At 60.7% G+C, this 25603-nt stretch carries 22 protein-coding genes and 2 tRNA genes; 12 read left to right on the forward strand and 12 right to left on the reverse strand.

Translation table 11 applies throughout. From position 1 onward, the window contains the following. Nucleotides 1–126: 126 nt before the first annotated feature. Nucleotides 127–1755, forward strand: a complete 1629-nt coding sequence (locus E0H22_RS21680) for a fatty-acid--CoA ligase (protein WP_233023033.1) — start codon at nt 127–129, stop codon at nt 1753–1755. Nucleotides 1756–1801: 46 nt separating this feature from the next. On the opposite strand, the gene E0H22_RS21685 is transcribed toward E0H22_RS21680, so the two are convergent. Together E0H22_RS21685 and E0H22_RS21690 are read right to left on the reverse strand one after the other, a co-directional pair. After that, nucleotides 1802–2257 carry a GatB/YqeY domain-containing protein gene (locus E0H22_RS21685; RefSeq protein WP_233023034.1) on the reverse strand — a complete coding sequence of 152 codons (456 nt, stop codon included), beginning with the start codon at nt 2255–2257 and terminating at the stop codon, nt 1802–1804. A 102-nt stretch (nt 2258–2359) separates the two neighbouring features. Beyond that, nucleotides 2360–3997 carry a glycosyltransferase family 39 protein gene (locus E0H22_RS21690; RefSeq protein WP_233023035.1) on the reverse strand — a complete coding sequence of 546 codons (1638 nt, stop codon included), beginning with the start codon at nt 3995–3997 and terminating at the stop codon, nt 2360–2362. 218 nt (nt 3998–4215) lie between these two features. Between E0H22_RS21690 and carA the strand changes: the two genes are divergently transcribed. Further along, the gene (gene carA, locus E0H22_RS21695) at nt 4216–5406 is read left to right on the forward strand and encodes a glutamine-hydrolyzing carbamoyl-phosphate synthase small subunit (protein ID WP_233023036.1); all 1191 of its coding nucleotides are present in this window, start codon (nt 4216–4218) and stop codon (nt 5404–5406) included. A 181-nt stretch (nt 5407–5587) separates the two neighbouring features. Beyond that, nucleotides 5588–6073 carry a PaaI family thioesterase gene (locus E0H22_RS21700; RefSeq protein ID WP_233023037.1) on the forward strand — a complete coding sequence of 162 codons (486 nt, stop codon included), beginning with the start codon at nt 5588–5590 and terminating at the stop codon, nt 6071–6073. Nucleotides 6074–6131: 58 nt separating this feature from the next. On the opposite strand, the gene E0H22_RS21705 is transcribed toward E0H22_RS21700, so the two are convergent. Further along, a complete protein-coding gene (locus E0H22_RS21705; protein ID WP_233023038.1) occupies nt 6132–6653 on the reverse strand; it encodes a Dps family protein in 522 nt (173 codons plus the stop codon). A 236-nt stretch (nt 6654–6889) separates the two neighbouring features. Between E0H22_RS21705 and E0H22_RS21710 the strand changes: the two genes are divergently transcribed. From E0H22_RS21710 to E0H22_RS21730, 5 genes are all read left to right on the forward strand, one after another. After that, complete coding sequence (locus tag E0H22_RS21710) at nt 6890–7585, forward strand: class I SAM-dependent methyltransferase (protein WP_233023039.1); 696 nt, start codon at nt 6890–6892, stop codon at nt 7583–7585. Nucleotides 7586–7668: 83 nt separating this feature from the next. Further along, nucleotides 7669–7745: transfer RNA gene (locus tag E0H22_RS21715), tRNA-Ala, on the forward strand. Between the two features lie 262 nt (nt 7746–8007). Continuing rightward, complete coding sequence (carB, locus tag E0H22_RS21720) at nt 8008–11472, forward strand: carbamoyl-phosphate synthase large subunit (protein ID WP_233023040.1); 3465 nt, start codon at nt 8008–8010, stop codon at nt 11470–11472. A gap of 214 nt (nt 11473–11686) precedes the next feature. Then, complete coding sequence (gene greA, locus E0H22_RS21725) at nt 11687–12163, forward strand: transcription elongation factor GreA (RefSeq protein ID WP_233023041.1); 477 nt, start codon at nt 11687–11689, stop codon at nt 12161–12163. 337 nt (nt 12164–12500) lie between these two features. Beyond that, nucleotides 12501–12902 carry a DoxX family protein gene (locus tag E0H22_RS21730; RefSeq protein ID WP_233023042.1) on the forward strand — a complete coding sequence of 134 codons (402 nt, stop codon included), beginning with the start codon at nt 12501–12503 and terminating at the stop codon, nt 12900–12902. A 105-nt stretch (nt 12903–13007) separates the two neighbouring features. Here the strand turns inward: E0H22_RS21730 and E0H22_RS21735 are convergent, their stop codons facing one another. After that, nucleotides 13008–13487 carry an Lrp/AsnC family transcriptional regulator gene (locus tag E0H22_RS21735; protein WP_233023043.1) on the reverse strand — a complete coding sequence of 160 codons (480 nt, stop codon included), beginning with the start codon at nt 13485–13487 and terminating at the stop codon, nt 13008–13010. 258 nt (nt 13488–13745) lie between these two features. Between E0H22_RS21735 and trxB the strand changes: the two genes are divergently transcribed. Then, nucleotides 13746–14711, forward strand: coding sequence for a thioredoxin-disulfide reductase (gene trxB, locus E0H22_RS21740; protein WP_233023044.1), 966 nt, complete (start codon nt 13746–13748; stop codon nt 14709–14711). A 39-nt stretch (nt 14712–14750) separates the two neighbouring features. Then, the gene (locus E0H22_RS21745; protein WP_233023045.1) at nt 14751–15644 is read left to right on the forward strand and encodes a LysR family transcriptional regulator; all 894 of its coding nucleotides are present in this window, start codon (nt 14751–14753) and stop codon (nt 15642–15644) included. Between the two features lie 316 nt (nt 15645–15960). On the opposite strand, the gene E0H22_RS21750 is transcribed toward E0H22_RS21745, so the two are convergent. Continuing rightward, nucleotides 15961–18216, reverse strand: coding sequence for a heavy metal translocating P-type ATPase (locus tag E0H22_RS21750; protein WP_233023046.1), 2256 nt, complete (start codon nt 18214–18216; stop codon nt 15961–15963). Nucleotides 18217–18832: 616 nt separating this feature from the next. Here E0H22_RS21750 and E0H22_RS21755 point away from each other — a divergent pair. Continuing rightward, nucleotides 18833–21226, forward strand: a complete 2394-nt coding sequence (locus E0H22_RS21755; protein WP_233023047.1) for a bifunctional diguanylate cyclase/phosphodiesterase — start codon at nt 18833–18835, stop codon at nt 21224–21226. Nucleotides 21227–21298: 72 nt separating this feature from the next. On the opposite strand, the gene E0H22_RS21760 is transcribed toward E0H22_RS21755, so the two are convergent. The 3 genes from E0H22_RS21760 to E0H22_RS21770 all read right to left on the reverse strand — a co-directional run bounded on the left by E0H22_RS21760 (nt 21299) and on the right by E0H22_RS21770 (nt 22952). Further along, nucleotides 21299–21979 carry a ParA family protein gene (locus E0H22_RS21760; RefSeq protein WP_233023048.1) on the reverse strand — a complete coding sequence of 227 codons (681 nt, stop codon included), beginning with the start codon at nt 21977–21979 and terminating at the stop codon, nt 21299–21301. Nucleotides 21980–22186: 207 nt separating this feature from the next. Continuing rightward, complete coding sequence (locus tag E0H22_RS21765; protein ID WP_430715293.1) at nt 22187–22558, reverse strand: hypothetical protein; 372 nt, start codon at nt 22556–22558, stop codon at nt 22187–22189. Nucleotides 22559–22664: 106 nt separating this feature from the next. After that, the gene (locus tag E0H22_RS21770; protein ID WP_233023050.1) at nt 22665–22952 is read right to left on the reverse strand and encodes a hypothetical protein; all 288 of its coding nucleotides are present in this window, start codon (nt 22950–22952) and stop codon (nt 22665–22667) included. Nucleotides 22953–23150: 198 nt separating this feature from the next. Here E0H22_RS21770 and E0H22_RS21775 point away from each other — a divergent pair, with 198 nt between their 5' ends. Further along, complete coding sequence (locus tag E0H22_RS21775) at nt 23151–23798, forward strand: SGNH/GDSL hydrolase family protein (protein ID WP_233023051.1); 648 nt, start codon at nt 23151–23153, stop codon at nt 23796–23798. A 14-nt stretch (nt 23799–23812) separates the two neighbouring features. Here E0H22_RS21775 and E0H22_RS21780 read toward each other — a convergent pair whose 3' ends face one another. From E0H22_RS21780 to E0H22_RS21795, 4 genes are all read right to left on the reverse strand, one after another. After that, entirely contained in the window at nt 23813–24037 is a 225-nt protein-coding gene (locus tag E0H22_RS21780; RefSeq protein ID WP_233023052.1) for a hypothetical protein, read from the reverse strand. A 123-nt stretch (nt 24038–24160) separates the two neighbouring features. Continuing rightward, nucleotides 24161–24237 (reverse strand) — tRNA-His (locus tag E0H22_RS21785). 176 nt (nt 24238–24413) lie between these two features. Further along, the gene (locus E0H22_RS21790) at nt 24414–24848 is read right to left on the reverse strand and encodes a phasin (protein ID WP_233023053.1); all 435 of its coding nucleotides are present in this window, start codon (nt 24846–24848) and stop codon (nt 24414–24416) included. 317 nt (nt 24849–25165) lie between these two features. After that, the gene (locus E0H22_RS21795) at nt 25166–25540 is read right to left on the reverse strand and encodes a phasin (protein ID WP_233023054.1); all 375 of its coding nucleotides are present in this window, start codon (nt 25538–25540) and stop codon (nt 25166–25168) included. Nucleotides 25541–25603 lie beyond the last annotated feature (63 nt).

Consider the following 25603-nt stretch of genomic DNA (forward strand, 5'->3'; position numbering starts at 1 on the left):
GGGCCGCTTTCCCCGCGCTACACTTCATGGCAAGACCTTGTTCCCCAACGATAGGCAAACCCGTCGTGGGCGCTGCGGTTCCTTAGCGGAGGCGCGGGCAGAACAGCAATACGGAGGAGGAATCGAATGCGCGGCTTGATGCAAGACTGGCCCCTGTTGTGTCATCGGATCATCGATCACGCAGCGAAGAATCACGGCGAGCGCGAGGTCGTCACCCGCTCCGTGGAAGGGCCGATCCATCGCACCAATTATGCCGAGATCCGCAAGCGCTCGCTGAAAGTGGCGCAGCGGCTCGACAAGGAAGGCATCGTGCTCGGCGACCGCGTCGCCACCATTGCCTGGAACACCTGGCGACATCTCGAGGCCTGGTACGGCATCATGGGCATCGGCGCCATCTGCCACACGGTCAACCCACGCCTGTTCCCGGACCAGATCGCCTGGATCATCAACCATGCGCAGGACCGCATGGTGATGACCGACCTCACCTTCATCCCGATCCTGGAAAAGATCGCGGACCAGCTGCCGAGCGTCGAGCGCTACATCGTCTTCACCGACAAGGCACATATGCCGGCGACCACGCTGAAGAACGCGGTCGCTTATGAAGAGTGGATCAACGAGGTTGATGGGAACTTCCAGTGGAAGGAGTTCGACGAGAACACCGCTGCGGCCATGTGCTACACATCGGGCACCACCGGCGATCCGAAGGGCGTGTTGTATTCGCACCGTTCCAATGTGCTGCATTCGCTGATGGCCAACAACGGCGACTCGCTCGGCACCACCTCCAAGGACACGATGCTCCCCGTGGTGCCGCTGTTCCACGCCAACAGCTGGGGCATCGCCTTCTCCGCACCGTCCATGGGCACCAAGCTGGTGATGCCGGGGGCCAAGCTCGACGGTGCGTCAGTCTATGAACTGCTCAGCACCGAGAAGGTGACCTACACCGCAGGTGTGCCGACGGTATGGCTGATGCTGCTGCAATACATGCAGAAGGAAAAGCTGACACTGCCTGACCTCAAAGTGGTGGTATGCGGCGGTTCGGCGATGCCACGCGCCATGATCGAAACGTTTGCAAATATGGGCGTCGAGCCGCGCCATGCCTGGGGCATGACGGAAATGTCGCCACTCGGCACCGTTTGCGTCTTGCAGGGTCAGTTCAAGGAACTCGATGGCAGCGCCAAGTTCGACATCCTGCAAACCCAGGGCTTCTCGCCGTTCATGGTCGAGATGAAGCTGGTCGATGACAATGGCAATCTGGTCCCGAACGATGGCAAGACCTTCGGCCGTCTGCTGGTACGCGGCCCGGCTGTGGCGAAGGCCTACTATCGGGTCGACAAGAACATCCTCGACGACGAAGGCTATTTCGACACCGGCGACGTCGCGACGATCGATGAATACGGCTATATGCGGATCACTGATCGCTCGAAGGACGTCATCAAGTCTGGCGGCGAATGGATATCGTCGATCGATCTCGAGAATCTTGCAGTCGGACATCCTCAGGTGGCGGAAGCGGCCGTGATCGGCGTCTTCCATCCCAAATGGGACGAGCGCCCGTTGCTGATCGTCCAGCTGAAGCCGGACCAGCAGGCGAGTCGCGAAGACATCCTGAAATATATGGATGGCAAGATCGCAAAATGGTGGATGCCGGACGATGTGGTGTTCGTCGATGCGATCCCGCATACGGCCACCGGCAAGATCCTGAAAACCGCGCTGCGCGATCAGTTCAAGGAATACAGCCTGCCGACGGCGGCGGCTTAGTCTGATCTAATCTCTCCCCGCAAAGAGCGGGGAGAGATTAGAGAAATCAGCCGTTCAGCGCGGCCTTCACCAGGCCGCTCGCCCTACCGAAATCCATCTGGCCGGCATATTTCGCCTTCAGGGCCGCGATCACCTTACCCATGTCCTTCATTCCGGCAGCTCCGAGCTCGGAGATCTCGGCGGCAATCGCAGCCTGGGTCTCATCTTCCGACATCTGCTGCGGCAGATAGGCGGTGATAACCGCGATCTCCTCGCGCTCCTGCGCAGCGAGTTCGGCGCGGCCGCCCTTGTCATAAAGCTCCACCGATTCCTGGCGCTGCTTGATCATCTTCTGCAGCAAGCTGAGCAGATCGGCATCGCTGAGCGGCGGCTTGCCCTGGCCGCGAGCATCGATATCCGCGTTCTTGATGGTCGAATTGACCATACGCAGGGTGGAAAGTTTACGCTCGTCCTTGGCCTTCATGGCCTCCTTGACGGCGGCATTGATGTCATCGCGCAGCATATGCGTCTCCTTGTCGGCGCCGCTCAGCGGCGCCCGAATTGTGCCGGTGACGATCTAAGCGCTTTGCCGGGACGGCACAACATGCCGACCACGAGCCGGACGTCAGGGCACCGGGCGGCGACTGCTGGAGGAGAAATCTTCCGCCGCATCGCTGCGCAGATCACCCGGCGTGCCGCCCTTCGACCCACGCGGCAGCACCATCAGCGCAGCAATCGTGGTCGGAATGCCCGGCCTGCCCCACAACGTCGGCTGGACATCGAACTCGACACGAAGATTCCGACTGTCGATTTCCGAGACTTTCGCCAGCCAGTCCATACAAACCGGATCCGATGCGAAACAGGCCCCGACCCATCCCCGCCCAAGCGTTTCAGGCCGCGGCATGCCCCAAGTGTATTGAAAGCGGAATGGCCGGCTGTAGCGTGGATGGTCGGGACTATAGAAGGCGGTCGCAAAAGCCAGACCATCATCGCCACTCACCTGAGCCAGCGGAAGATCTGTCGCCTGATGCCAGCGCTTGGTCAGTTCGAGCGCAGCGAGACGGTAGTAAGTACGCTCATTGGGGCTAACCCCGTTACGCTGAATAGCGTGGATCGGCGCAGCGACGACGATGGCAATGATCGCGCTTCCCGCCACCCAGGCTGCGAGATTGACGACGAAGAAGCGCTCCAGCGTGAAGCTGGCTCCGCAGACGATGAGGATGACCGGCAGGAAAAGACCCTGTGCAGCCCAGATCGACGGCATATTGGTGCCGAGCGCCAGCGCCGTGATGGGTGGCAACACGATTGTGCCGACAAATACCCAGAACAATAAAACGAGCCCGGACGGCAGGGCATGAAGGTCCGAAAAGAACCGCCCGAGTCGACGCCCCGCCGAAAGCGTCCAGGCGATCGCTGGAACCGCAAGCGCCGCAGCGATACCAAGCAGGAACATGGTCGCCTCGCCAAGAGAATGGCGAAAGCCAAAACCACCCTGCTGCCGCAGTGGATATGTGAGAGTCTGGCCGTCATTCAGGGCCAGCCAGTGCAAATGCGGGCCAAGTACAACCAGCCCCACCAACGTCGAGAGCCACGGCGCCGCCGACTTGAAATAGGCGGCGCGCCGCGGATGCGCGAACGTCGCGAGCGCGAAACTGGCAATCAGGAATACCGAATAATATTTGCCGAGCATGGCCAAGGCTGCCAGTACGCCCGTGGCGATCGACCAGCCGATCCTACGGGTCTCGAACGAGCGCAGATGGCAGTACGTCGCGAGCGGCCAGATCGTCAGCAGCACACTGTTGGCATTGAAACGCTGGGCGTAGAATTGATACACCGGCGTCAGCATCAGCAGCATCAGCACGACGGCCCGTGCATCGCCGCGCACGAAGCGCCGCGTAATCAGATCGACTGCAAACAGCGCTGCTGCCGCATTGGTCATGGACAGCAGCTGGAACGACCAGTCGGTGAGCGGGAAAACCCGTGTCCATAGCCAGGCTACCCAGCCCATCAGCGGGGGATGCTTGGCATTCCCCCAAGCGAATTCCCGTCCAAGAGTCCAGGTTTCCAACGCGTCGGCATGCAGGTCGCCGCTCTGATAGGCGATGACGAGGAACAACCACCACGCCGCGGCAAAGCTGACTATCAGAAAAGGGATCGCCCAGCCTCTTTCGATGCCGTCGAGCCATGCCAAGAATGGGCGGCGCCAACGCGCCGGCGCCGCGGCCGAACGTGCGGCCATGGCGGCGAAATAATCGAACCGCACGGAAATATCCGGAAATATCCAGTGGAGGGGTGCTAACGGCTAATCGGGCGCTCAGCAAGCGACGTTCGACATATTTGGCTAATTCAACCTTTAATTAAGTTGATCCAACGTCTCACACCCCGCCGGGCCCGCCGTGAAGGAGCAGGCCGGGTTCCCGCGTGTGAATCCCGCCGATCCGGCTTTGACGCCGCTGGGCCGCGGGACTATGTAGTCCTCTCATGACCCCCACAGAAACATCCCCAGCCTGGCCGGACCACAAACCGACCGCGCTCCTCGTGCTCGCCGATGGTACCGTGCTGGAGGGCTTCGGCCTCGGCGCAGAAGGCCAGGCCGTCGGCGAAGTCTGCTTCAACACCGCCATGACCGGCTATGAAGAGATCCTCACCGATCCCTCCTATGCCGGTCAGCTCATCACCTTCACCTTCCCGCATATCGGCAATGTCGGCACCAACGACGAGGATATCGAGACGGTAAACATGGCGGCGACGCCCGGCGCGCGTGGCGTGATCCTGCGCTCGGCGATCACCGATCCGTCCAATTTCCGCGCCTCCCGGCATCTCGATGCCTGGCTCAAGGCTCGCGGTATTATCGGCATCTCCGGCATCGATACCCGTGCCCTTACTGCGCTGATCCGGACCCAGGGTATGCCGAATGCCGTCATCGCCCATGCCCGGGACGGAAAGTTCGACCTGCACGGGCTGAAGGAAGAAGCGCGCGAATGGCCCGGCCTCGAAGGCATGGACCTGGTACCCATGGTCACCTCCGGCCAGCGCTTCACCTGGGACGAGACGCCTTGGGAATGGAACAAGGGTTTTGGCCGCCAGGACAAACCAGAGTTTAATGTCGTCGCCATCGATTATGGCATCAAGCGCAATATCCTGCGCCTGCTCGCCGGCGAAGGATGTAAGGTGACGGTCGTTCCCGCCACCACCTCGGCTGACGAGATCCTGGCGATGAAGCCGGATGGCGTTTTCCTGTCCAATGGCCCGGGCGATCCTGCCGAAACCGGTAAATATGCCGTGCCGGTCATCAAGCAGGTGATCGACTCCGGACTGCCGACCTTCGGCATCTGCCTCGGTCACCAGATGCTCGGCCTTGCGGTCGGCGCCAGGACCAAAAAGATGCATCAGGGCCACCACGGTGCAAACCACCCCGTCAAGGACGAGACCACCGGCAAGGTCGAAATCACCTCGATGAATCATGGCTTCGCGGTAGATGAGACGACACTGCCCAAGGGCGCCAAACAGACCCACATCTCGCTGTTCGATGGCTCCAATTGCGGCATCGAACTCGAAGGCAAGCCGGTGTTCTCAGTGCAGTACCACCCGGAAGCATCGCCCGGCCCTCGAGATTCGCACTATTTGTTCAAGCGGTTCGCGGATCTGATGCGGGCGCAGAAGGCGTCGTAAGACGCCGAACCTTCCGCGGTCATTGCGAGCGCAGCGAGGCAATCCAGCTTTGCTGCGCTTTTTGTTTCTGCGCTTCTGTATCGCAGCGCCCCTCCCACGATAGATACAGATCGACGAAAAGCCGTTGGCGAAGGTGTCGCGTTTTTTGTATGATACCCATCATCGTAAACCAGGGAACGCCATGATCGACCAGCCCTCCTCCTTCGGCGTCGTCTCCCCTGCCGTGCTCGCCTCGATGTCCGGCCTCGATTTCGTGCGAAAAATGTTCGCAGGCGACCTGCCGCAGCCGCCGATCATGGAGAACGTCGGGCCGTTCGACTCGAGCGCCGAACATGGCCGTGTGGTGTTTCACAGCGTTCCCGGCATTCGGCACTACAATCCGATCGGCTCGGTGCATGGTGGCTACGCTGCGATCCTGCTGGACTCCGCGATGGGCCTTGCGGTGCATTCGACGCTGCCGCCCGGCTCCGGCTATACCACGCTGGAATTCAAGATCAGCTTCATCCGCGGCATGAGTGAAACCACAGGCACCATCCGCACCGAAGGCAAAGTGCTTAATGTCGGCCGCCGCGCCGGCACGGCGGAAGCAAGGATCACGGATAACAAAGGACGTCTGCTCGCGCACGCGACGACAACCTGTCTGGTGTTCGAGCTTCCAAAGAGCTGACAATAAGAAGCCCCCTCCTTCCGGAGAGGGCTATCGGTAGCGTTTTGATCGACGACAATTATCTCTCGTTGGCGCCTTCCTGGCGGCTGGCCTCGAACAAGAACCAGGTGCGGCGCTCGGTGTCGTCGATGTAGTTTTCCAGAAGACTGGCGCTGGCGACGTCGTTGGCGTCGTCGCAGACCTTATGCGCCTTGCGCAACGCGGCGGCCATCTTCTTGTTGTCTTCCATCAGCTCGTGCAGCATCTCGATGGGCGGCACGTAGTCTTCGTTGTTATCCTTGATGGTCTGCACCTTGGCGATCTCGCCGATCGAGTGCAGCGTGCGACCGCCGATCTTGCGCACGCGCTCTGCGAGCGGATCGGTGGTCGCGAAGATCTGGTCCGCGTGATCGTCGAGCAGCAGATGGTAGTCACGGAAATGGCGGCCCGAAATGTGCCAATGGAAATTCTTCGTCTTCAGATAAAGCGCGAAGGCGTCGGCCAGGAGACCATTGAGCGCTTTTGTGACTTTCTCCACGCCATCCGCGGCAAGGTCTGTCGGGGTGTTGAGATCGGCGGCGATTTTCGATTTGGTGCTCACGTGCGATACCTTCCTATGAACGCGGTCACTGTGGCCAGGCGGGATTGATCGCGCGGAACTGTCTGCGACCAACGGTCCGCCGTGTTGAATGCCCGTGTCTTCGATGACTCCAAAACGTCGAAGTGGCTTGTCGGGTAAAAGGCGTTTCCAAGTTGCCTGGAACGCTTTAGACGGTTTCAACGCAGGACAAGTGTAAGGGTTCCCCTGGAGGGAACAAGGACAAGGCGCGCCGCTGCATGGAAGATTGGATCGATTATTACGATTCCACCCACACGATTTACGCCAGCAAACACCACCGTGACGTCCATTTCGAACTGATCGCCCGCGACATCGCCGGTTACATCCTGTCCAAGGACGCCACCGTCCTCGACTATGCCTGCGGGGAAGCATTGTCGGCCGGCAAGATCGCCGAATCCTGCGCAGAACTCATCCTGGCCGAACCGGCACCGAAGGTGCGTAGCCGGGTGGCAGCGCGCTTTGCGACCAATCCGAAGATCATCGTGCATTCGCTCGACGAGCTCCGCGATCTGCCCGCCGGCTCGATCGATCTCGCCGTCATGAATTCGGTCGCCCAGTATATGACCCAGCACCAGCTGGAAGAGGCCCTCACCATGGTGAAGCGCTTGCTCAAGGCGGACGGCCAACTTGTGGTCGGCGATGTCTTGCCGCCGGAGCTAGGGATGATGACCGACGTACTGGCGCTGCTGCGGCTCGCCACCAAACACGGCTTCCTCTGGGACGCGCTCCTCAGTCTGGTCAAAACCGCCCTGTCCGACTACCGTCAGTTAAGGGCAACGCTCGGTCTGCAGCACTACAGCGCGGCGGACATGATTGCCAAACTTGAGGCAGCAGGATACCGAGCGACGCGCGCCAAGATCAATATCGGCCACAATCAGGCCCGGATGACGTTTGTCGCGCATCGGATCGGTTGATTAGGATCTGAAACGTTAAGGTTAAGAAAACCTTTGTAAAACTGCTGGTAGATCAGCCGTCTGTGATCGATCACAGTGAGAGTGGCCCGGTGGCGGAAATGTCTACGCGGGGGCGAGTGCATCGCTTCATATCCTGGTTCAAGTCCAGGCTGGGCCTCCATCTCTTCGCCGCCTCCGGCGGCTTCGGCTCGGCGAGCTATCATCGGCCCGGGCTTCTCCACAGGCGGGCTCGCCACGCCGTATCGTGGAGCGCGAAGGCGGGTTCAAAAGCCTTCCCTGCCCCGTTATAGTGGTCTAAAGACAGCCGCGCGCGAAGACTGACCAGCTCCTTAAGGGATCAAGGCCCAGTCAGGCGCCCGGGCCGAGGGACGCGCGACTGCGCGCCCTTTTTTTGTGCCGATTTGTCACCACCGCGAGACGTAATGCCAAAACGTACCGACATATCCACCATCCTGATCATCGGCGCCGGTCCCATTGTGATCGGCCAAGCCTGCGAGTTCGATTACTCCGGCACGCAAGCTGTCAAGGCTTTGAAGGAAGAGGGCTATCGCGTCGTTCTCGTGAATTCCAATCCGGCTACGATCATGACCGATCCGGATCTCGCGGACGCGACTTATATCGAGCCAATCACGCCCGAGATTGTCGCCAAGATCATCGAGAAGGAGCGCCATGTCATTCCGGGCGGCTTCGCGCTGTTGCCGACCATGGGCGGCCAGACGGCGCTAAACTGCGCCCTCTCGCTGCGCAAGCAGGGCACACTGGATAAATTTGACGTCGAGATGATCGGCGCCACTGCGGAAGCCATCGACAAGGCGGAAGACCGCCAGCTGTTCCGCGAGGCCATGACCAAGATCGGACTGGAGACACCGAAGTCCCGCCTGGCCAATGCGTCGGACCTCAAGAAGCAGTATCGCGACCAGTATCTTGCCGAAAAGGCAAAGCTCTCCGGCGAAGCCCTTGCCGAGCATGAGCGCCAGTGGGATCTCCACGAAGCTGACCGCCGCAAGCGCTATCAGGAGCATGCCCTCGGTCAGGCGTTGATGGCACTGTCCGAGATCGGCCTGCCGGCGATTATCCGCCCGTCCTTCACCATGGGCGGCACCGGCGGCGGTATTGCCTATAACCGTGAAGAGTTTTTGGACATCATCGAGCGCGGTCTCGATGCGTCTCCGACCAACGAAGTGCTGATCGAAGAGTCTGTGCTCGGCTGGAAAGAGTACGAGATGGAAGTCGTCCGCGATAAAAAGGACAACTGCATCATCATCTGCTCGATCGAGAACCTCGATCCGATGGGCGTCCATACCGGCGACTCCATTACCGTCGCACCGGCGCTGACGCTGACCGACAAGGAATATCAGATCATGCGCGACGCCTCGCTGGCGGTGCTGCGCGAGATCGGCGTCGAGACCGGCGGCTCCAACGTGCAGTTCGGCGTCAATCCTGCCGACGGCCGCATTGTCGTGATCGAAATGAATCCGCGCGTATCGCGCTCGTCGGCACTGGCCTCGAAGGCCACCGGCTTCCCGATCGCCAAGGTCGCAGCGAAACTCGCAATCGGCTACACCCTTGATGAAATCGCCAACGACATCACCGGCGGCGCAACCCCGGCTTCGTTCGAGCCGACCATCGACTATGTCGTCACTAAGATTCCGCGTTTCGCCTTCGAAAAGTTCCCGGGCGCCTCGCGTACGCTGACCACCTCGATGAAGTCGGTTGGCGAAGTGATGGCCATCGGCCGTACCTTCCAGGAATCCCTGCAAAAGGCGCTGCGCGGTCTCGAGACCGGCCTTACCGGCCTCGACGAGATCGAGATCGAGGATCTTGGCCGGGGCGACGACAAGAACGCCATCCGCGCCGCCCTGGGCACGCCAACGCCGGATCGCATTCTGCAGGTCGGTCAAGCCATGCGCCTCGGCTGGACCGATGAAGAAATCTTCAACTCCTGCAAGATCGATCCGTGGTTCCTCGCTCAGATGCGTGGCATCGTGGAAGCGGAAGCCAAGGTGAAGGCTCACGGCCTGCCAACCCACGCCTTCGGCATGCGTTCGCTGAAGGCCATGGGCTTCTCCGATGCCCGCCTCGCGGTGCTCGCCGGCAAGACCGACGCGGAAGTGAAGGCGCTGCGCCGCTCACTCAATGTGCGTCCGGTGTTCAAGCGCATCGACACCTGCGCCGCGGAATTCGCCTCGCCGACCGCTTACATGTACTCGACCTATGAGTCGTCTTTCGCCGGCAATTTCGCCGATGAGAGCCAGCCGTCGGATCGTAACAAGGTCATCATCCTTGGCGGCGGTCCGAACCGGATCGGCCAGGGCATCGAGTTCGATTATTGTTGCTGCCATGCCTGTTTCGCGCTGGCGGATGCCGGCTATGAGACGATCATGGTCAACTGCAATCCGGAGACCGTGTCGACCGACTACGACACCGCGGATCGCCTCTATTTCGAACCGCTGACCGCCGAAGACGTGCTCGAAATCATCGATACCGAGCGGCAAAATGGCAAACTGCATGGCGTGATCGTGCAGTTCGGCGGCCAGACTCCGCTGAAGCTCGCGCGCGCGCTGGAAGCCGCCGATGTACCGATCCTCGGCACCTCGCCGGAGGCCATCGACCTCGCCGAAGACCGCGACCGATTCAAGCGCATCCTCGATAAGCTGAAACTCAAACAGCCGAAGAATGGCATCGCCTATTCGGTCGAGCAGGCACGTCTCGTCGCTGCCGATCTCGGCCTGCCGCTCGTTGTGCGCCCCTCTTACGTTCTCGGCGGCCGCGCGATGCAGATCATCCGCGAGGAAAGCCAGCTCGGCGACTATCTGCTCGGTACCCTCCCCGAGCTGGTGCCCGCCGACGTCAAGGCGCGCTATCCGAACGACAAGACCGGTCAGATCAACACAGTGCTCGGCACCAATCCGCTGCTTTTCGACCGCTATCTCTCCGACGCCATCGAAGTTGACGTGGACTGCCTCTCGGACGGCAAGGACACATTCGTCGTCGGCATCATGGAGCATATCGAAGAGGCCGGCATTCACTCCGGCGACTCCGCCTGCTCGCTGCCGCCGCATTCGCTCGATGAAGCAATGATCGCAGAGCTCGAACGTCAGACCCGCGAACTCGCGCTGGGTCTGGACGTGATCGGTCTGATGAACGTGCAATTCGCGGTCAAAGACGGCGACATCTATGTGCTCGAAGTCAATCCACGTGCCTCTCGCACTGTGCCCTTCGTCGCCAAGGTGATGGGCATGCCCGTCGCCAAGATCGCCGCACGCATCATGGCCGGCGAGAAGCTCGCCGACTTCAAATTGACGAAGCGCAAGCTACAGCATGTCGGGGTGAAGGAATCGGTCTTCCCGTTCGCGCGCTTCCCCGGCGTCGACACGGTGCTCGGTCCGGAGATGCGCTCCACCGGCGAAGTGATGGGCATCGACTCATCGTTCGAGATCGCTTTCGCCAAGAGCCAGCTCGGCGGCGGCACCCGCGTGCCGCGCAAGGGCACGGTGTTCGTCTCCGTGCGTGAGGACGACAAGACGCGCATTCTCGATGCGGTGAAGCTGCTCGCATCGAGCGGTTTCAAGGTCGTCGCCACGTCAGGCACCCAGCGCTTTCTGGTCGACAACGGCGTTGCCGCCGAAAAGATCAACAAGGTGCTGGAGGGTCGCCCGCATATCGTGGATGCCATCACCAATGGCGAGATACAGTTGGTGCTCAACACCACCGACGGTCCGCAGGCGCTGGCCGACAGCCGCTCGCTGCGGCGGGCTGCCCTCTTGCATAAAGTACCATATTACACCACACTTTCAGGGGCCGTGGCGGCTGCCCAGGGGGTCCGTGCCAATATGGGCGGCGACCTTGAGGTCCGCACATTGCAGAGTTACTTTTCCGAAGCCTGACCTCGAACCGGCGCGGCAATCCGGATTGAGGTCGGTCAGGAACAGGTCATGACGGGAACCAGCCGGTCATGAGCCGGTTCTGTTTTGGCGCCTGAATCCTGCATCTGCGCCGGCTGCAACGACAGCCCCGCATATCCCCTGCAGGCCGATTTCACGGACTGAAGAGTTTCGCCGCACGCGCAAGCGTGCGGCATGACGTTAAAGGACGAAGAGAATGGTTGAGAAGGTCCCGATGACCGCTAACGGTTTCGCTGCCCTCGAAGTCGAGCTGAAGGAGCGCCAGACGGTGCACCGTCCGCGCATCATCGAGCAGATCGCCGAAGCGCGCTCTCATGGCGACCTCTCCGAAAACGCCGAATATCACGCGGCGAAGGAAGAGCAGTCGCATAACGAAGGCCGCATCAGCGAGATCGAAGACAAGCTCGCACGCGCCGACATCATCGACATCAGCAAGCTCAGCGGCGACACCATCAAGTTCGGCGCTACCGTCACACTGATCGATGAGGACACCGAGAAGAAGACGGTGTGGCAGATCGTCGGCGAGCCGGAAGCCGATGCCAAGAATGGACGCATCTCGATCACGTCGCCTCTGGCGCGCGCACTGATCGGCAAGAGCAAGGGCACCTCCGTCGAGGTAATCGCCCCAGGCGGATCGAAGGCCTATGAGATTGCCAAGGTGGAGTGGCGCTAACCCAGCCCGTCCGCAACTTGCAGGACATCAAAATTCAGGCCGCGCTTACAGCGCGGCTTTTTTGTTGCCACCGCGCACGTTTGGCGCCGGCGCCAATTGCGCAATCCCGGTGCCGTAACAACGGCCACAACGCACATCCAGAAGATGCAGTTCGGCCGCGAAACACCAGCCGGCAGGGAGCCTCACCGGATAGGCACAGGCTGCAATCATCGGGCTTCACGATGCCAGCAAGGTTGGAAAATTCTTAAGATCACGGCGGTTTTCACACGAGAGTGACCAGTACTTTGTCTGGAGGCGATGCTAGAACTGATCCGTCATTCACAGGGGGACATATGACATGGACCAAGCCTTCGCTAAATTTCAGCCACTCGCATTGAGCCTGTTGCGCTTCATCACCGGCCTCGTGCTGCTGCAATATGGCATCGCCAAGATCTTCAAATTTCCGGTCGTACCTTACTTCGCCAACATCCCGCCATTGATCACGGTGGCCGGTGCGATCGAACTCATCGGCGGCGCATTGCTGCTGCTCGGCCTGTTCACACGCCCGGTCGCCTTCATTCTCTCGGGCCAGATGGCTTGCGCCTACTTCATCGGCCATATGTTCAAGGGCGCTGATCCGGTGTTCCTGCCGCTGCTGAATGGCGGCACGCTGGCTATCGCGCTGTGCTTCACCTGCCTCTATATCGCGACCGCCGGCGGCGGTCCGATCAGCGCCGATGCGGCGATCAAGAAGAGCTGAGGATAATCTTGTAGGGCGGATTAGCCGAAGGCGTAATCCGCCGGCCGAGCCCGTGTGGCGAAGGTCGGCGGATTACGCTTCGCTCATCCGCCCTACGGCTCCGAGCTACTCCGCGTCCTTCAATTCCAACGGCACGGCTGCAGCATATTTCGAATTGTGCAGCACCAGCGATGTCCTGACATTGCGCACATGAGGCGCTGCCGTCAGCTGGCTGACAAAGACCTGAAACGTCGCCATGTCGGGCGCCACGCATTTCAGGATGAAATCGATCTCGCCGGACAGCATCCAGCATTCGCGCACCAGCGGCTCCTTGCGGACGAAATCCTCAAACGCCTTGAGATCGGCATCGGCTTGGCTGGAGAGATGCACCGAGGCGAATACCGTGACATCGAAGCCCAGCTTCCGCGGATCGAGCAACCCCCGATAGCCCTGGATATAGCCGGCCTCCTCGAGCGCGCGGACCCGCCGCAAGCAGGGCGGCGGCGAGATGCCGACCCTTTTCGCCAGTTCCACATTGGTGATTCGGCCGTCGGCCTGAATCTCGGCGAGGATTTTGAGATCGATCTCGTCTAGGCTTTTCGACACGCCGGGTCCCGCTGGTATTCGGAGCAATCAGTCGCGACTTGTTTAGCGCAGACGCCACAACTGGCGCAATTTTATTGCGCGTGCATTGCAGAAATTAAGCCTTCGCGGGGGAAAAATAGACGCCGCGAATTGCAATTCTTGCATAGCTCACCAGATATTCTAGAATTCCTTTCAACGACTTCGCGCCGCTGCGATCGGATCGCCGGCACATTTCGCACCAAGCGCTGACTTTATTGCCCTGCGGAAGGGGACTCGACCATGGCTGCCGCCATTCATGCCAAAGTCGTCATCATCGGCTCCGGTCCCGCCGGCTACACGGCTGCTATTTACGCTGCGCGCGCCATGCTCGAGCCGATCCTGATCCAGGGTATCCAACCCGGCGGCCAGCTCACCATCACAACCGATGTCGAGAACTACCCGGGCTTTGCGGATGTGGTTCAGGGTCCGTGGCTCATGGAGCAGATGGAGAAGCAGGCGCACCATGTCGGCACCAAGATTGTCACTGATCTCGTCACTCACCTGGATCTCTCGCAACGCCCGTTTCGCCTGACCTGCGATTCCGGCGACAGCTATATCGCTGAGACCGTGATCCTCGCCACCGGCGCTCAGGCGCGCTGGCTCGGCCTTCCCTCGGAAGACGCCTTCCAGGGCGGGGGTGTCTCGGCCTGCGCGACCTGTGACGGCTTCTTTTATCGTGGCAAGGAAGTGGTCGTGGTGGGCGGCGGCAACACCGCCGTGGAAGAAGCGCTGTTCCTGACCAATTTCGCCTCGCAAGTCACCATCGTGCATCGCCGTGACCATTTCCGTGCTGAGCGCATCCTGCAGGAGCGCCTGTTCAAGCATCCTAAGATCAAGGTGGTGTGGGACAGTGCGATCGACGAGATCTGCGGCACCCAGGGTCCGGCCAAGGTGACGCATGTACGTCTGAAGAACGTCAAGACCGGCGTCACCACGGAACTACCTGCCGACGGCGTTTTCATCGCCATCGGCCATGCACCGGCGACCGAGCTGGTGAAGGGTCAACTCAAGCTGAAGCCCTCCGGCTATGTCGAGGTCGCCGCCAATTCCACCGCGACCTCGGTGCCTGGCGTGTTCGCTGCCGGCGATGTCGCCGACGAAACCTATCGCCAAGCCGTCACTGCGGCCGGCATGGGCTGCATGGCGGCGCTGGAAGCCGAGCGTTTCCTCGCTGCACATGCCCACGACCGCGCAGCAGCCGAGTAATTCACAACTGTGCCACGAACCCGCAACGGATCTACGGATATGGATTGGGATAAGCTGAAGGTGTTTCACGCGGCGGCGGAAGCGGGAAGCTTCACGCATGCAGGGGAGCAGCTTGGGCTGTCTCAGTCGGCGGTATCGCGCCAAGTCTCCGCGCTGGAGCAGGAACTAGCGGTCTCGCTGTTCCACCGCCATGCGCGCGGCCTGATCCTGACCGAGCAGGGCGACCTGCTGTTCCGCACCGCCCATGACGTGTTCATGCAGTTGCAGGCGGCCCGCGCCAAGCTCACCGACAGCCGCGAGCGCCCCAGCGGCGACCTCAAGGTCACCACGACCCCAGGGGTCGGCATCAACTGGTTGATTCCTCGTCTGGGCGAATTCACCGCGCTCTATCCTGAAATCCGCATCTCGCTGATCGTCACCGACGAGGAACTCGATCTCTCCATGCGCGAGGCCGATGTCGCGATCCGCACCCGCAAGCCGACCCAGCCCGACCTTATCCAGCGCAAGCTGTTCGCTATGGGGTTCCACGCTTATTGTTCGCCGGAATACATCAAGCATTTCGGTACACCGCGTACCCTCGATGAACTGGATGGACATCGCATCATCATGCTGAGCGATGCGCAGGTGTCTCCGCACCTGCAGAACCGAAGCTGGCTGATCGATGCCGGTCGCAACGGTAACGGGCCGCGCGAGGCCTATTTCAAGGTGAACAATATCCTGGGCCTGATGCGCGCCTGCCAGCAGGGTCTCGGCATCGCAGCGTTGCCGGACTATTTGGTCGAAGAGAACGACCGCTTGGTTCAACTCTTCAGCGAGTCGGATTCGATTCAACTCGACACGTATTTTGTCTATCCGGAAGAGTTGAAAACCGTGGCGCGCGTGCAGGTATTCCGCGACTTCATCGTCAGCAAGGCACAGCGCTGGCCGTCGTAACCCGCTAAATATAGCGCCCGCTTTTTATCAGGGCAGGCATGCCCACGCTGCTGGCATGTCTGACATGACAAGTCATGCGTTGCTGTAGGACGGCTGTGGAGATCATACTCATCAAACGCTGAGGCTCGTGCCGCGCATTTGTCCCCCTCCTCCAGTGGTGCGGGTCTCAGTTATCCCTCTTGGAAGGTGATTGTGTCGGCCTCTCGAAGGCCAATACCTCGAAGCCGGGCTCGAAAGAGACCGGCTTTTTTTTGCTCCGGGCCGATCGATGGCAGGACGGCGTTGAACTTAACGCTACGTCCTGCCTTCATTGCGATCAATCCAGCCTGATCTTCGCCAGTCGCAGCGCGTTCCCGATCACGCTGACCGACGATAGCGCCATTGCAGCGGCGGCGACCATTGGCGACAACAGGAGGCCGAAAACCGGATACAGCAGACCCGCTGCAACCGGCACACCCGCCACATTGTAGATGAAGGCAAATGCGAGGTTCTGCCGGATATTGCTCATCACGGCTTTCGATAGTTCCCGCGCACGCACGAGCCCCATCAGGTCGCCCGCCAGCAATGTCACACCCGCGCTCTCGATTGCGACGTCGGTTCCCGTGCCCATGGCAATGCCGACATCAGCTGCAGCCAGTGCAGGCGCGTCGTTGACGCCATCGCCGACCATCGCAATCCGCAAGCCTTCGTCGCGCAAACGCGTGACAACATCACTCTTGCGTTCCGGCAACACGCCCGCCTCGACCTCGTCGATCTTCAACGTCTTTGCAACGGCTTTCGCCGTTGTCGCATTGTCGCCGGTGAGCATGACGACGCGCAGTCCGTCAGCCCGCAGTTTTTCAAGCGCGCCCTGCGCCGACGGTTTCACTGGATCGGCAATCGCCATGACACCCGCAACGCGGTCATCGACAGCCACGAAGATGGCGGTCGCACCATTCTGCCGCGCCTGCTCGGCAACATCATCGCATGGCGTGGTATCCACCTTCAATTCGCTCATCAGCATGGCATTGCCCAGCGCGACGCGCTTGCCATCGACGACACCCCACGCGCCCTTACCCGATGGCGAAGCGAAGTCGCTGGCATCGCTCAGCAACACATTGCGTTGCTTTGCTTCGTCAACGATAGCCTGCGCCAGCGGATGCTCGCTGGAACGTTCGATGCTTGCAGCAAGCTGCAGAAGGTCACTTTCGCTGAACCCGTCCGCAGGCGTGATGCCGACCAGCTTCGGCTTGCCTTCCGTGAGCGTCCCTGTCTTGTCGATGACGATGGTGTCGATGCGTTCCAGCCGCTCCAAAGCCTGGGCGTCACGCACAAGAATGCCGGCATGGGCGCCGCGGCCGACGCCAACCATGATGGACATTGGCGTTGCGAGACCGAGCGCGCATGGGCACGCGATGATCAGAACGGTAACGGCCGCAACCAATGCAAACGCCAGCCGTGGCTCCGGCCCCAGGGTTGCCCAGGCAATGAATGCGATCACGGCCACCACGAGTACGGCCGGCACGAACCAACCGGCAACTCGATCTGCGAGACGCTGAATCGGCGCGCGCGAGCGTTGCGCCTTGGCAACCATATCGACGATCCGCGAGAGCATCGTATCGCGACCGATCTTGTCTGCCTGCAGCACCAGCCCGCCGCTTTGATTGACGGTGCCACCGATCACACGGGCGCCTTCGACCTTGCTCACCGGCATGGACTCGCCGGTGACCATGGATTCATCGACGGAGGAATGCCCCTCAGTCACGACGCCATCGACCGGAATTTTCTCGCCCGGCCGCACGCGCAGCAGGTCGCCGATGGCAATCGCATCGATCGCGATGTCTTCGTCACCATCCTTGCCGATGCGTCGCGCGGTCTTCGGGGCAAGCCCGAGCAGCGCGCGGATCGCACCCGAGGTCTGGTTGCGCGCACGCAATTCGAGCACCTGCCCCAACAGCACCAGCACCGTGATGACCGCAGCCGCTTCGAAATACACGGCCACCGCACCGTGATGATCGCGGAATGCAGCGGGAAAGACGCCGGGCGTCAAAGTCGCGACGACGCTGTACACCCAGGCCACGCCGGTGCCCATGGCAATCAGCGTGAACATGTTGAGATTGCGCGTCACCACCGAGCGCCAGCCGCGCTCAAAAAAAGGAGCGCCCGCCCACAGCACCACTGGCGTCGCCAGAACGAGCGAGATCCAGTTCGACGTTGTCTGCGATACCAGATGCATCAGACCGAGATGCGCGCCCATTTCCAGCACGAAGACTGGCAATGTCAGCGCCAGCGCGATCCAAAAGCGCCGCGTCATGTCGACAAGCTCAGGATCCGGCTTGTCGTCGAGCGAGATTTGCTCCGGTTCAAGCGCCATGCCGCAGATCGGACAACTGCCAGGTCCCTCCTGGCGGACCTCGGGGTGCATCGGACAAGTATAGATGGTGCCGGCCGGCACAGGCGGGGCAGGCTCTTTCGGCTTCAGGAAGCTCTCTGGATCGGCTTTGAAGCGTTCGCGGCAGCGCGCGCTGCAGAAGAAGTATTCCTGGTCCCGATAGGTCAGGCGATGCTTGGCCGTCGCCGGATCGACACTCATGCCACAGACCGGATCGATCGCTTTGGCCGGCCCGGCCTCATTGTGATGGTGGCCGTGCGAACAGCATCCGCCGTGCTTGTGGCCGGCGTGCGCGTCGTGCCCTGTATGCGTGTGAGTTGTCCCTGACACCGTAACCTCGCCTCTCCAGACATATACCCTACGGGGGTATATGGACCTGTCGCGCGGGCAAATCAAGGCCACCCGTCAAACCGCCTAAGCAGATCGCAATTACGAACGCCGCGACGGCGAAAAACGAACTGGCCGACGGGATGCATCGGCTACTGTGTCGGACAGGCCACCTGTCGACGACGCGAAATCGCAGAGCTGGACGAGAAGAGTGAACCGGGCCGATCAAATGACCGCGGACACCTGTGCGTCGCGACTTTATCAGCACGGTTGACGGGAGGTTACCCGTTTCACTCTTTTTGGTTGCTGATTGAATAAAACACGCGCAAGAGGACAAGCCTTCGGCGTCAAAAACACATCGCTTTACCGCTGGACGGCAACACGCCCCTGGGCGCTCCGATCGGCGAGCCGATAGGTATTTACGTGTCTTTACATACTTACATCTAGCGTCCCGCGCAGTTTCAGTGCTTCCATCTGCGGTACGCATTTCATGCTCACTATTTATAACTGCATCGCCAATGCCCACGATCTTCGTCTCGTCGGGCTTGCGGCCGTCATCTGCGCGATCGCATCGGTCACTGCCGTCACCCTGCTGCGCCACGCGCGAAATGCGGAAGGCGGCATGAGCTATCTCTGGCTCGGCGTATCCGCGATCTCGACCGGATTCGGCATCTGGGCCACGCATTTCGTCGCCATGCTGGCGTTCACCCCCGGCATCCCGAGCGGCTACAATATTGTGCTCACAGCGGTCTCGCTGGTCGCGGCGATCCTGCTCACCGGTACAGGTCTCGCCATCGCGCTCATCCCCAATGTCCGCATCGCTCCTGCCGTTGGCGGCAGCGTCGTTGCCGGCGGCATCGCTGCGATGCATTACACGGGCATGGCCGCCTTCGAAGTGCAGGCCACCATGCATTGGGATGTCGCGCTGGTGATTTCGTCGATCGTCGTCGGCGGTGCGCTCGGCGCTCTCGCGCTGCCGGTCGCCCTGCATAGCGACGGGGCATCGTGGCGCATCGGGGGTGCGCTGTTGCTGACGCTGGCCATCTGCAGCCATCATTTCACTGCAATGAGCGCCGTCACCATCATTCCCGACTCGAGCATAGCGATCTCACCGCTGTCGGTCCCCGCCCCCTGGCTCGCGCTCGGCGTAGCTCTGATCAGTTTCGCCATCATCGGGCTTGCCGTGGGCGGAATCGCGCTCGACATCCGCGACCGCCGCCGCACCGATCTCGAAGCCGATCGCATGCTCGGCCTTGCCAATGCGGCGATCGAAGGTTTGATCGTGTGCGATGGCGACACCATCGTCACGGTCAACAACAGCTTTGCCGCGCTGGCCTGCGCTTCGACGGAAAGTTTTGCCGGCAAGCGTCTCGATGCCTGCTTCCCCGATGACCTGCCGCGCGCAGGCCTGATCTCGCGACCCGATCAACCCGTCGAAGCGAGTCTTCGTGCAGGCCGCGGCCTCCCCGTGCCGGTCGAACTCATCCAGCGGCAGATCGATTTCGCCGGCCGACCGCATCAGGTGATTGCTGTGCGCGATCTCCGTGCACGCAAGGAAGCCGAGCAACATATTCGTTTCCTTGCCCATCACGACGCGCTCACGGGCCTGTCCAATCGCAGCTACTTCAACGATCGCGTCGATGCCGAAATCGCAAACATGCAGCCTGGGCGGAAGCACGCGATACTCTGCCTCGACCTCGACCGTTTCAAGGAAGTCAACGATCTGTTCGGTCATGCGGCCGGCGACAATGTCCTGCAGACTGTCGCAGCGCATGTCGGTAGCCTGCTTGACGACGGCCAGGTGATGGCCCGCCTCGGCGGCGATGAGTTCGCGATCCTGATGCCCAACATCCGGCACAACGCTGCCGCAGAGAAAATGGCGCAGCGGGTGCTCGAAATACTGCGCGAGCGCGACGATGCTTCCGAACTCGGCAGCGTCTCCAGCAGCATCGGCATTGCACTTTATCCTGACGACGCCGACGACCGCGAGTCCGTGCTGGCGCATGCTGACACCGCGCTGTACCGCGCCAAGTCCGACGGCCGCGCCACCTATCGCTTCTACGAGACCGGCATGGGCGATGCTGTGCGTGACCGCCGCATGCTGGAGCACGACCTGCGCGGCGCCGTCGCTGGCGATCAGATGAGCCTCGTCTATCAACCTCAGGAAGGCATGCAGCGCGGCGCGGTGATCGGCTTCGAGGCGCTGCTGCGATGGACCCATCCAACCCGCGGCATGGTATCGCCCGCGATCTTTATTCCGATCGCGGAAGAAACCGGCTCCATTCTCGAAATCGGCGAATGGGTCATGCGCACCGCATGTACGGAAGCCGCGAGATGGAAGCGGCCACTGACCATCGCAGTGAACGTATCGGCCGTGCAAATCTATCACGACAATTTCGTGCCGATGGTCCACCAGATCCTGTTGGAGACGGGTCTTGTGCCATCGCGCCTTGAGCTCGAAATTACAGAAACCGCGCTGATCCGCGATCTCAACCGCGCGCTCTCTGCGCTGCGCCGGATCAAGGCGCTCGGCGTGCGCATCGCCATGGACGACTTTGGAACCGGTTATTCGTCGCTGTCGAACCTGCGCGCCTTTCCGTTCGACAAGATCAAGATCGACGGCTCGTTCATCAAATCGGTTAACAATAACGGTCAGGCGGCGACCATCGTCCGCGCCGTGGTCGGTCTTGGCCGGGGATTGGGGCTGCCGGTGCTGGCGGAAGGTGTCGAGACCGAAGCCGAACTCAAGTTCCTCAACGAGGAGAAATGCGACGAGGTACAGGGCTATCTGCTCGGGAAGCCGGCGAGCATCGATCATTTCGCCCATGTGACCGAAGGCCTGCCGCAGCAGTCACCGATCTCAGTCGACGCCCAGGTCGCCTGATTCCGTCACAAACAAAAAAACGCGCGAGGATATCGCGCGTTTTTTTTTCGAAATTGGAGGAAGCGGAAACGATCAGGCCGCCTGCTTGTGCATCGCTCCGGATGCCGATGCCTGACCGCGAATGGCTTTGATCGAACGCTCGATCGCCGACCACAGCTTGCTGATCTCGCTGGCCGCGCGACCATCCGCCGAATATTCGCGGGCGCCTTCGCCCTGACCGAGTGCGAGCAGCAGATCCGCACGGTTGGTGATCTGCCCGGACCAGACCGGCGCCTTGAATTTGGCGAGGGCTTCGCGGGCGAGCGACACGATACGGCTTTCCGATTCATCGCGACGCGCCGGGGCGCCGTTGATGACCACCGCATAAGGTTTGCGTGCCGAACGGCAGGACTGAATCGTCGCCTGCACGGCATCGACGTCAAACACGCCGGGACGCGCGGGGATGATCACCATGGTTGCATTCTTGATGGCGTCATCGACGACAGCCGACGTATTCGGCGGTGTGTCGATAAACACCCATTCGACACCATCGCGCTTTGCGGCTGCGATGATTTCGGAGACGCTGCGGTTCGCCACCTTCAACGGCGGTTCATTCGTTCCGCGGAGCTTGTGCCAGAGAGTGAGCGATCCCTGCGGATCGGCGTCGATGAGCAAACATGATCTCGTCGGCTTGTGTACTTGAGCTGCAAGATGAGCAGCCAGGGTGCTCTTGCCTGACCCGCCCTTACGCGATGCGAGAACAATGACGTTCATATGTTGGCCTCCAGATTGACCCCGGCGCCGAAAATGAATCAGTCTGCTGATTCGTTAAAGCATATTTTCGTCATCGCCCGGATATATGTGCCTGTATTCTCTTGGATGTTGGGTTTGAGTCACAGGTTGCGGCGCAACAGCGCTGAAAGTGAGTCATTGTTAGTACGCTTGCCGTCATATTTGTTGCGGCAGCACGATGTCCGGATGTTACTTGGCGCGGGGATGCTTTTGCGAGGCTTGCGCGTTTTGCGAACGATCTTCCGGTTTCTTCGCCTGGCGCTCCAGCCATTTGCGCTCGAGCCAACCAAGCAACTGGGCGACCGGTTTCTGTAGTGGCGCGATATCCTGTGCGATCAGAATGAGTCCGAGTGGCAACATCCAAAGCCCTAGAATGGGCAAAAAGCTGAGAATGCCGCCGATAATGAGCAGAATGGCCAATGGAAAGCGCACAAAACGCGACGACGGCCTGCGCAGCCAGCTCACAAACCGCGCGGGTCTCGCCGGCAACTTGGTCTCGAACCAGATGAAGTGCCGATCGATCTCCGCCTTGTAGTCGATATCCGTGTCGTTCAAATTGATCTCCTGGACCTGAGAAATGTGGCGCCCTGCGCGTGGTCCCAACGTGTCAGTTTGTCACGGATTCATGGCCGAATTCGCAGCCGCGACGTGTAGCGCCACCCGAGCGTCAGGTCTGACGTTTTGCCGCTCTCGCCTTGCGCGGCTTCGTCGCCGGTTTGCGCGTGCTAGCACGCACGGGCTCGAAGAACTGCGCGCAGCCGGGACTCAGTTGCGCCTGCTTCTGCACCATGCATGCCGTGACGCGATCGACATCGGGAATGGCCGAACTACACAGCCTGAAAGCATCGCCCGCACACAACGCCTGTTGGTCGGCCGTATAGTCCTGCGCCTGCGCTGCTCCGCAGCTCGTCATCAACATCACCACGAACAATGCCGCCTTCACGCTTCCCGACATCACCCTCTCCCTGATGAGTATGTCGGAGAGTGTCGATGACCTGCGCCGACTTGGCAAGCCGCGATCCACCTGCGGCAAGAATGCCTGAGCGACCGGACTTGTCTTCGTGGCAGTCCTGTAGTTTCTGCTGACCAGCCCGCCCCAAAGCAACGGTTCCGGAACAATGATTGCACGACGAACAAATATGGCAGCTGCCACATGAATGCCGTTCGCGTCGGTATCGTCGCCTCGCTGCTCCTCTGCGTCTGGCTCGCCTGGCCGAAAGGGGAGAGTAGCACGCCGCCACGCCCGCTGCTGATCAAGTCGGCGCTGAAGGATGCGAAAGATCCCATCGTCGTGCTCGGCGACAGCATCGTCCGCCAAGCGCAGTTGCCGCGCGCGCTCTGCAAGCGCCCGGTGATCAATGCAGGCATCGACGGCTCGACCACATCGAGCGGCCTCGACGGCATGCTGAAGAAGGCCATCGGCGACAAAAAGGCCGCCCTGATTGTCGTTTCGCTCGGCATGAACGATGCGGAGACGGCAGATAGCGTCGAAAGCTATCGGAAGAACTACACGGCGCTGTTGACGGCGCTGAAGACGATGACATCACGCCTCGCCCTCGTTGCGATCACACCGCTGGAAATCGGAAAACCGGAGGTAGGCCATCGCACGCCGCAGAGTATCGACGGCTATAACGGCGCATTGCCCGACATCGCTCGCGAGGCCGGCGCGTCGGTCATCGCCCTGCCGCCGATGCCTGCGGGCTTCACCAGTGACGGCGTGCATCTGAACGCAAGCGGCGCCGCGATCTGGAACAAGGCGATCAGCGACGGCATCACCGGCACCCTCTGCCCGAACGGCTGAGGCTCTTTTCCGGCTTACGCCTCATTGACGCCGACGCCCCGCGCATCGAGCTCGCGCTGCCCCTTGTCTGTTATCGCATATTTCGCACCGGGCATGCTCTCGCCGGTTTTGACGACCAGTCCCTGCGCGATCAACCCATCGATCACCACCTGTTTGTCGGCATCAGGGGCGAATATGGCGGCACGCGCGATATCGCACATCACCGCAATCCCGGCATTGCTGATCTTAATCGTTTCCATGACCACCCTCCCCTTTTTCAGGAAAACGCGGGGGTACGGACCGTCGTTCCGCGAAGCTCAAGGCAGCGCAGACCGGCCGCAGGCGGGAGAATGGAGAAAACGTGCGAATTTCGGGAATCTCATTGGTACAGTTGGGTGGGCTCGAACCACCGACCTCCTGTTCCACAGACAGGCGCTCTAACCAACTGAGCTACAACTGCATCCTTGGCGGCCCCGACCGAAGCGGGGCGGCGAACGGGGCGGAAACTAGGTGCAACGCCTCTTTTTGGCAAGGCCGCGATTGCACCGAAAACGGGATTTCTCAGGTAAAACAAAAGCCCAAAACGAAAGCCCGGACCAAAGCCCGGGCTTCCGATGGTCGAATCGCTTCGCGCCCTCAGGCGGCAGGCTGGAACAGCTTGTTGGCGCCGGTCTTGATCGGTTCGGCGGTGTCGGCTGCGATCTTCTGGCCGAGCTCGGCGAGCTGCTTCGACTGGCCGGTGAAGGCCTCGAACTGGCTCTTGGCAAAACCGGACCACAGCTCCAGCGCCTGCGACGGCGATTTCACGCCAATCAGCGAATGGGCGAAATCGAAGCCGGCGTTGGCGTTGGTCTTGGCAATATCGATCAGGGTCGCCGAAACTTCGGCAGCGCCCTTGCTGGCGGTGCTGATCACGGCTTCCACAGTGCTGTTGTGGGTTTCTGCCGCGTCCTTGAACTTGGCATAGCCTTCACGGGCCTGGTTGACGCCCTTTTCGGCGAAAGCGCGCACCTGCTCCGGCAATTGGAACGGAATAACGGAAGAGGAGAACGGATCGGTCTGGTCGGCCATAACGTGCATCCTTCTAACAAACAACAATAGGGTGAAGTGACAGTCCGCGGATCGCCAAACGGCCTCGTTGCCGAAGATCGCCCCCGCGGAAGTATCGTCTGCCGCCTCAAATCTGGGCGGCGTCTGAACGTAGTTACAGCAATATCATGTCCGATTTGTGCAATGCAATAGAATATTGCGGTGCAATATTGCATGCGCGTCCAAAAAAGACGCGCACCGATGGTCAATCGGCAGAGCTTGCCATTATTGATTGTATTTAGATACCCGAACTGCCCAGTTTTACGTCAGCAACCGGGAGGGCGTCGAATTTATTCGCTTCAACTTTTGGGTTGCGTGGCATCCATGGCGGCGCGGCTGACAATCTGGCCCATCTCGCTTGCTTGATCCGCCAGCGACTTCATCTGGCTCTGAACATATTCGCTCTGCAAGCGCATGACATCGCCGAGATCTTTGGCGTGCAGCAGTTTCTGGGCATGATCGAGCGAGGCCGCAACGTTCTGTTCGGCGAAGCTGATTGCCTTGGCGCTCACGTCCTTGGCGCTGGCGCGAACGCTCTCACCGCGATTCTCGAGGGAAGCTGCCGTCGAGTGCGCATTCGCCATAAACTTTTCGAATGCCTGACGGGCCTGATCGAAGCTGGCCTCGGCCATCGCGCGCATTTCCTTGGGGATTTCGAACCTGTTCTCGGTCATGTGCCTCTCCCTGATCGCGGACGAGATCCGGCGTCCCGTCTCGGTGCATCGACTTGCAGACTA

It is taken from the genome of Rhodopseudomonas boonkerdii (assembly GCF_021184025.1).
GTDB classification, from domain to species: Bacteria; Pseudomonadota; Alphaproteobacteria; order Rhizobiales; family Xanthobacteraceae; genus Tardiphaga; species Tardiphaga boonkerdii.